This is a genomic window from Pseudomonas sp. 39004 (assembly GCF_028682155.1).
Classification (GTDB): Bacteria; Pseudomonadota; Gammaproteobacteria; order Pseudomonadales; family Pseudomonadaceae; genus Aquipseudomonas; species Aquipseudomonas capeferrum.
In genome coordinates this window covers 1-5,760 of sequence record NZ_JANIAG010000251.1, presented here as the reverse complement: position 1 = coordinate 5,760, position 5,760 = coordinate 1, and the positions used below count along the sequence as shown (strand labels likewise).

The window sequence follows — 5,760 nt, the reverse complement described above, 5'->3', positions numbered from 1 at the left end:
AGGCAGCAGGGGACAAGGGCTGGGGTGTGGCGTACGAGCTCAACTACAGCGTTCGGCACAGCGGCGGCTGGCTTAAGGTGGTGCAGCCTTATGCGGTGCTCGATGCAGCGCGTGCCTGGTACAACGCCGGCAGGGTCGAGGATGCCCGGATGGCGTCTGCTGCGCTGGGGCTGCGGCTGGGGGATGGGCGTTATTTCGATGTTGCTGTGGAAGTAGCGAAACCTCTGGCGGATGCTGCCTTGGACAGCCTGAGCCGAACGCCACGCGTGACGCTCAGCTTCACCTATCAGATGCAATGAACCCCGCTCGATACGCTCCTGCGCAACACCGGCGTTCGTGATCAATGCGCGGTAAAGCGCTGATGCACCGGGGAAGAACTCGGCGTCAGCGCCAGCGCCAGTTGCGTGCGGTTGTGCATGTGGGTCAGGCGCAGCACCTGGGACACATAGAGCTTCACGGTGTTTTCAGTGATGCCCAGTTCGCAGGCGATCTGGTAGTTGGTCTTGCCTTTGCTGACCAACCGCGCCACTTCCAGTTGGCGCGGCGACAACTTCTCGAACACCGCTGGCAGCTCGCTTTCGCCTTCCTCGACATCATTGGCACGCCGATGCACACCCTGGCCGCGGGCCTTTTCAAGGTCGTGGTAGAGCTCGTCAACGGACGATGCCAGGTCCTGCAGGCGCTGGTTCAGGCCGCCCAGCTCCTTGAGGTTGCGCTGGCGCTCGAGCAATGCCTGCTCCTGGCGGCGAACGCCTTCGAGCAGTTCGTCGAGGTTCATGGGCTTTTGATAGTAGTCGGCAAAACCTGCACGCAAGGCACGGATCACGTCCTGCTTGTCTGCACGGCCGGTCAGCATGATCGCTTCGAACATGCGCTTGGTGCCGGCAATGTCCTTCAGTGCGCGGACCAGTTCGATGCCATCGCGCTGCGGCATGTGCAGGTCGCACACCACCAGGCCAATGCTTTGATCGGCCAGGTAGCGCTCGATGGCCTGGTCGGTGGAATTGGCAGGGACGCAAGGGTGACCTTGGCTTTCGAGAAATTCACACAGTTGCTCGACGATCAATGGCTGGTCATCGACCACCAGCACCTTCACTTCACTCGACGGCTTGTTCACGATCAACTCCCTGTTCGTAATCGGCCCTGCTCCCGGGCCAGACGCTCTGGCAGCTTAAAAGTAGTCGTACTTTGCGAGTCTGTACAAGGCCCGTACAAGTTATCGGACCACAAATATGATTATTGGATCCATACCGCTGTCAGAAGAAACCCCGCCAGTACGTAGGGCACGAAGGCTTGTTTGTCGCCCATCTGCTCCGTCAGGGCCTGCAAGCGCTTCTTTACTTTGGGGTTGAGCAGGGTCCACAAGCGGCGACGGGTGAGCAGCCACAGCAGCACCGTGACCCCGGCCCCGATGAAGGTGCCGAGTACATATTGCGGGCTGGTGGCGAGGGCCAGGGCGCCCATCAGCTTGACGTCGTCGGCCCCGAAGCGCCCGAGCATGTAGCCGGGCAGGGTCAGCAGCATGACGATGGCCAGCGCCCAACCGGCATCGCTGGCCTCGGCGCCGATCCAGCTGTGGCCGGTAGCGAATAGCCACGCCAGGGCGCAGGCCGCGACGCCGAGGGTCAGCAGGTTGGATATCTGGCGTTGACGCACATCCTGTTCGGAGCACAAGGCAAGCCACATCAAGAGAACAATGCTTTGCATTGGCAGGTCGCCTTCCCTAATTGTTGAACACTTCTACCCGGTCAGTCAGGTTTCCTTAACTGAAGATAGACGGGAACGTGCGGGGGAGTGCAGTTGGCAACGGAAAAAGGCGTGGTCGAAATGGATTATGTCGCGGTTGGCGCAGCGCTTTTGTGAGAGCGGCCCTATCGCAATGCAAGGCCGCTCCCACTAACTGCTACTTCTTGCTGCCCGGCGGGTAATTGGCCAATACCTTGGCCACGGTATTGTGAATGGCGCTATTGCGTTCTTCCGGGCTTGGCGGGTAATTGTTCATGATCTGTTCGGCACTGCCGCGCCACACCAGCTTGCCGTCACGCCCATCGAACATGTCGACCTGAATGGTGGCGACCTTGTAGTCGACACTGCGAGTTTCGTTGTACATCGGGCCGCCCCAGTAGCCGCCCCAGTAGCCACCCCACCCACCGCCATAGTTGGTGGTGATCTGTTGCTGGCGCTGCTCGACGATCAGGTACGTGCGTACGTTAAGGTCAGGCCGTGCCGTGCCCTGCACCGGGCGCAGGCCCCGCTGGTCGAGCTGGTCGGCAACGGCCTGGCGAATGCGCTGCTCGGTCAGGTCGCTCTTGATTCGAGGGTCGTCCGGGCGGTACTGCAAGCCGGGTTCTTGCCACGCCCAACTGCGATAGGCGGCAAAATCGCGGCTGGCGTCGAAATCCTGCTGGACGTTGTTGTTGGAGCAGGCCGCAAGTAATAGCGCAAATGACAGTAGAACGAGACGGCGCAACATGATGGTTCTCCGTTAGACGTTAACTGGGAGGATAGCCGCTGAGCGCCTTGTGCACAGAATCACGCAAGGCACTTTCGCGATCACGCGGCGAGTCCTTGTCGCTATTGCTTTCAGCACTGGCGCTCCACACCGGCTGGCCGTTGCGCGCGTCGAACAGATCGATGCGCACCACCATCACCTCGACCTCGTAGGTGCGCACGATCGGTACGCTGGCATAGGCACCGTAGCCATTGCGGTAGCCGCCATAACCAACACCGCCATAGGGGTAGGGGCCGTAGTAGGGGTCGTAGGTGTCATAGTCGCGCACTTGGCGCAGGCGTTTTTCCAGGCGCATGTCGGCGCTTACCAGCAAATCGCCGGTGCTGCCCCGTGCCGGGCGCAGGCCATGCTGGTCGAGCGCGCCGCTGATGGCATCGGCCAGTTGCGCCGGGTCAGCATTGGCCGTGCCGCTGGGCAACTGGCCGCCACGCCAGCTCCAGCTGCGATAGTGCCCATAGTCACGGGCCGGTGCCGGGTAGGCACTGGCGTCGAAGGTGGTGGCAGCCGCAGCAGGCGCGGGCGGTATCGGGCGGCCGCTGGCGACATACGGGTTGCTGCCCTGGCAGCCAGCCAGGGCGAGGGGCAGCAGGGCCAGGCACAACAGACGGTACGGCATGTATTCCTCCCGGCGGGCGGGGTCAGCGGGGGCGGCAGATCCAGTGCAGGTAGCGACCGAGCCCGGCAAAGCTTGGGTGCCTGCGGTGGGCCAGTTCCATTTCCAGAAGGTCGAGCAGTTCGGCCTTGGCCTGGAACTCCTTGGGCATGTAGTCGTGGAACACCCTGACACCACTCTGGCTTTCGACCTGCCACATAGGCTCAAGTTGCGCCTTGAGCTCACGTGGATCAAGTGGCTTCTGTGGGGTCAGGCTCTGCTTTTCACCTTCCAGGCGGTTGCTGCGCAACTTGCGGAAATGGCCCTTGAGCAGGTTGCGATAGACCAGCGCGTCGCGGTTGTAGAAGGCCAGTGAAAGCCACCCGGTGGGGGCAGTCAGCTGATGCAGCACGGGCAGGATGCTTTCGGGTTCGGCCAGCCATTCGAGCACAGCGTGGCACAGCACCAGGTCGTAGGGTTCGGTGAGTTGGCCGAGCAGGTCCTGCCACGGCGCCTGGATGAAGGTGGCCGTCTGGCCCGCTTCGGCAAAGCGCGCACGGGCACCGTCGAGCATGGGCGCGGCGGGCTCGGCCAGGGTCAGCTGGTGGCCGCGCTCAGCCAGCCACAGGGCCATGTGGCCCAGGCCTGCGCCGATATCGAGAATGCGCAGCGGGCGGTCGGGCAATGTTTCGGCCAGGTCGGCTTGCAGCACGGCCAGGCGAATTGCACCTTTGGCACCGCCGTAGATCTTTTCCGCGAAGCGGGTGGCCAGTTCATCGAAGTGACGGTCGTTCATCGCGCGAAGCGCCTCTCGCTGTCGGCCAGTTTGGCCCGTACCACCTGGTCCATGTCCAGGCCCAGCTCGCTGCACAGCAACAACAGGTAGAGGACCACATCGCCCACCTCCTGGCCGGCGTGGGCGAGTTTATCGGCGGGCAACTGGCGGGATTGGTCTTCGCTCAGCCACTGGAAGATTTCCACCAGCTCGGCCATTTCGACGCTGGCGGCCATGGCCAGGTTCTTTGGGCTGTGGAAGCCGCGCCAGTCGTTGTTGTCGCGGATCCGGTGCAGGCGTTCGGTGAGTTCTTGCAGGTTCATCGGGGCTCTCCTAATGCCGCATAGCTTCGGCGCAGGTCCGATGCAAAGCAAGAGGATTCGGGGACGGCTGCGCAGCCGCCACACGGCCTAGAGCTGATCCCAACGCCCGAGCATGTGCAGCAACTCGCCATGCCCATCCAGCCGCAGTTCCCCTGCGGGCCCGGCCTCACTGGCACTGAGCACCACCTCCGATGGCAACCGCACCGGCTTCAGGAAGTCCACCTCGAAGCCATAGCCACTGCTCGGCAGGTGCCCGCGCAATGCCGCAAGCGCCATGGCCTGGCTCCACATGCCATGGGCAATGGCCTTGGGAAACCCGAACAATCGCGCACTGGCGGCGCTCAGGTGAATGGGGTTGTAGTCCCCGCACACCTTGGCGTATCGCCGGCCGATATCGCTGTCTGCATACCAGCGGCTCGCCTCTGTCAGTGGGCCCGGTTCGTGCTCTGCCAGCTCACTGGCCTGGCCTTCCAGGTGCAGCCCGCGTACCAGCATGCGGCTGGTTTCGCGCCAGAGCAGGCCCAAGCCATCTTCGGCTTCGGTGATAAGGTCGAAGGTGCCGCCCTTGGCATGAGGTTGCAGGTTGTCGGCGTACACCGCAAACCGTAACCCATCGATGCCCCCCAGGGGGCGCAGCACCTCGATGCGGTTATACAGATGCACCAGCCCGAGCAGTGGGAAGGGGAAGTCGTGGCCGGTCAGCAGCTGCAACTGGAGGGGGAAGGCCATGACATGTGGATAAGTGCCCGGCAAGCGGCCATCGTCGGTGAAGTGGCAGAGCCGGCGGTAGGCCGCAAGGTTGTCGGGCTGGGCCCGAACGACGCAGCGCAGGCCTGTGTTCGGCAGGCTGTCGCCGCTGATTTTGCGTTTGCTGGCCGCGCGCAGGTAGAGGCTGGCGCGTGAGTCCGGGGCGTGCAGGTCGTGCCAATGTCTGCTCATGGTCAGGCTCCCATCAGTGCCTGGCCACAGACCCGCAGGACCTGGCCATTGACCGCACCGGAGCCCGGCTGGCTGAGCCAGGCGATGGCCTCGGCAACATCCTGTGGCCGCCCGCCCTGGCCCAGTGAGCTCAAGCGGCGCCCGGCCTCGCGCAGCCCCATGGGCATGGCGGCGGTCATGTGCGTTTCAATGAAGCCGGGGGCCACGGCATTGATGCTGGCACCGCGCTCGGCGAGCTTTGGCGCCCAGGCTTGGGCGAAGCCGATCAGCCCGGCCTTGCTCGCCGCGTAGTTGGCCTGCCCACGGTTACCGGCGATGCCGCTGACCGAGGCCAGCAGGGTGATGCGCGCGTTGTCGCCGAGCGCGCCAGCGTCGTACAACGCCTGGGTAAGCACCTGCGGCGCCTTGAGGTTTACCGCCAGCACGGCGTCCCAGTATTCCGGGGTCATGTTGGCCAATGTCTTGTCCCGGGTGATGCCTGCGTTGTGCACCACGATGTCGATACCCCCAGGCAGTGCTTCGAGCAGTTGCGCTGCTGCGTCGTTGGCGCAGATGTCCAGGCCCAGCGCCTGGCCGCCTAGCCGCGCGGCGAGGGCTTCGAGGTCTTGCCGCGCTTGCG

The 5,760-nt window shown here is 63.6% G+C and carries 8 protein-coding genes and 1 pseudogene; 1 reads left to right on the top strand and 8 read right to left on the bottom strand.

Annotated elements, in window-relative coordinates; all coding sequences use genetic code 11:
* Nucleotides 1–299 (top strand): annotated as a pseudogene (locus NP534_RS25305) (ShlB/FhaC/HecB family hemolysin secretion/activation protein); the annotation flags it as partial.
* 41 nt (nucleotides 300–340) lie between these two features.
* Here NP534_RS25305 and NP534_RS25300 read toward each other — a convergent pair.
* The 8 genes from NP534_RS25300 to NP534_RS25265 form a co-directional block, all read right to left on the bottom strand.
* Nucleotides 341–1,117: a response regulator transcription factor gene (locus NP534_RS25300; protein WP_274100528.1), complete on the bottom strand. Its 777-nt coding sequence runs from the start codon at nucleotides 1,115–1,117 to the stop codon at nucleotides 341–343.
* Nucleotides 1,118–1,236: 119 nt separating this feature from the next.
* Nucleotides 1,237–1,707, bottom strand: coding sequence for a prepilin peptidase (locus tag NP534_RS25295; RefSeq protein WP_033703378.1), 471 nt, complete (start codon nucleotides 1,705–1,707; stop codon nucleotides 1,237–1,239).
* Between the two features lie 196 nt (nucleotides 1,708–1,903).
* Nucleotides 1,904–2,473: a DUF4136 domain-containing protein gene (locus tag NP534_RS25290; protein ID WP_274100527.1), complete on the bottom strand. Its 570-nt coding sequence runs from the start codon at nucleotides 2,471–2,473 to the stop codon at nucleotides 1,904–1,906.
* A 19-nt stretch (nucleotides 2,474–2,492) separates the two neighbouring features.
* Nucleotides 2,493–3,128 carry a DUF4136 domain-containing protein gene (locus NP534_RS25285; protein WP_274100526.1) on the bottom strand — a complete coding sequence of 212 codons (636 nt, stop codon included), beginning with the start codon at nucleotides 3,126–3,128 and terminating at the stop codon, nucleotides 2,493–2,495.
* Between the two features lie 22 nt (nucleotides 3,129–3,150).
* Nucleotides 3,151–3,900 (bottom strand): methyltransferase, encoded by a 750-nt coding sequence (locus NP534_RS25280; RefSeq protein WP_033703375.1) that lies wholly within the window; start codon nucleotides 3,898–3,900, stop codon nucleotides 3,151–3,153.
* Nucleotides 3,897–4,202 carry a MazG-like family protein gene (locus NP534_RS25275; protein ID WP_274100525.1) on the bottom strand — a complete coding sequence of 102 codons (306 nt, stop codon included), beginning with the start codon at nucleotides 4,200–4,202 and terminating at the stop codon, nucleotides 3,897–3,899. Before NP534_RS25275 ends, NP534_RS25280 begins: the two co-directional genes overlap by 4 nt.
* A gap of 87 nt (nucleotides 4,203–4,289) precedes the next feature.
* A complete protein-coding gene (locus NP534_RS25270) occupies nucleotides 4,290–5,141 on the bottom strand; it encodes a MaoC family dehydratase (protein WP_274100524.1) in 852 nt (283 codons plus the stop codon).
* A 2-nt stretch (nucleotides 5,142–5,143) separates the two neighbouring features.
* The coding region (locus NP534_RS25265) for an SDR family oxidoreductase (protein ID WP_274100523.1) at nucleotides 5,144–5,760 on the bottom strand (617 nt) is incomplete at its 5' end.

Coding starts and splice junctions, on each gene's coding strand:
- NP534_RS25295 (WP_033703378.1), bottom strand. CDS start 1,707: ATGCAAAGCATTGTTCTCTTGATGTGGCTTGCCTTGTGCTCCGAACAG.
- NP534_RS25290 (WP_274100527.1), bottom strand. CDS start 2,473: ATGTTGCGCCGTCTCGTTCTACTGTCATTTGCGCTATTACTTGCGGCC.
- NP534_RS25285 (WP_274100526.1), bottom strand. CDS start 3,128: ATGCCGTACCGTCTGTTGTGCCTGGCCCTGCTGCCCCTCGCCCTGGCT.
- NP534_RS25280 (WP_033703375.1), bottom strand. CDS start 3,900: ATGAACGACCGTCACTTCGATGAACTGGCCACCCGCTTCGCGGAAAAG.
- NP534_RS25275 (WP_274100525.1), bottom strand. CDS start 4,202: ATGAACCTGCAAGAACTCACCGAACGCCTGCACCGGATCCGCGACAAC.
- NP534_RS25270 (WP_274100524.1), bottom strand. CDS start 5,141: ATGAGCAGACATTGGCACGACCTGCACGCCCCGGACTCACGCGCCAGC.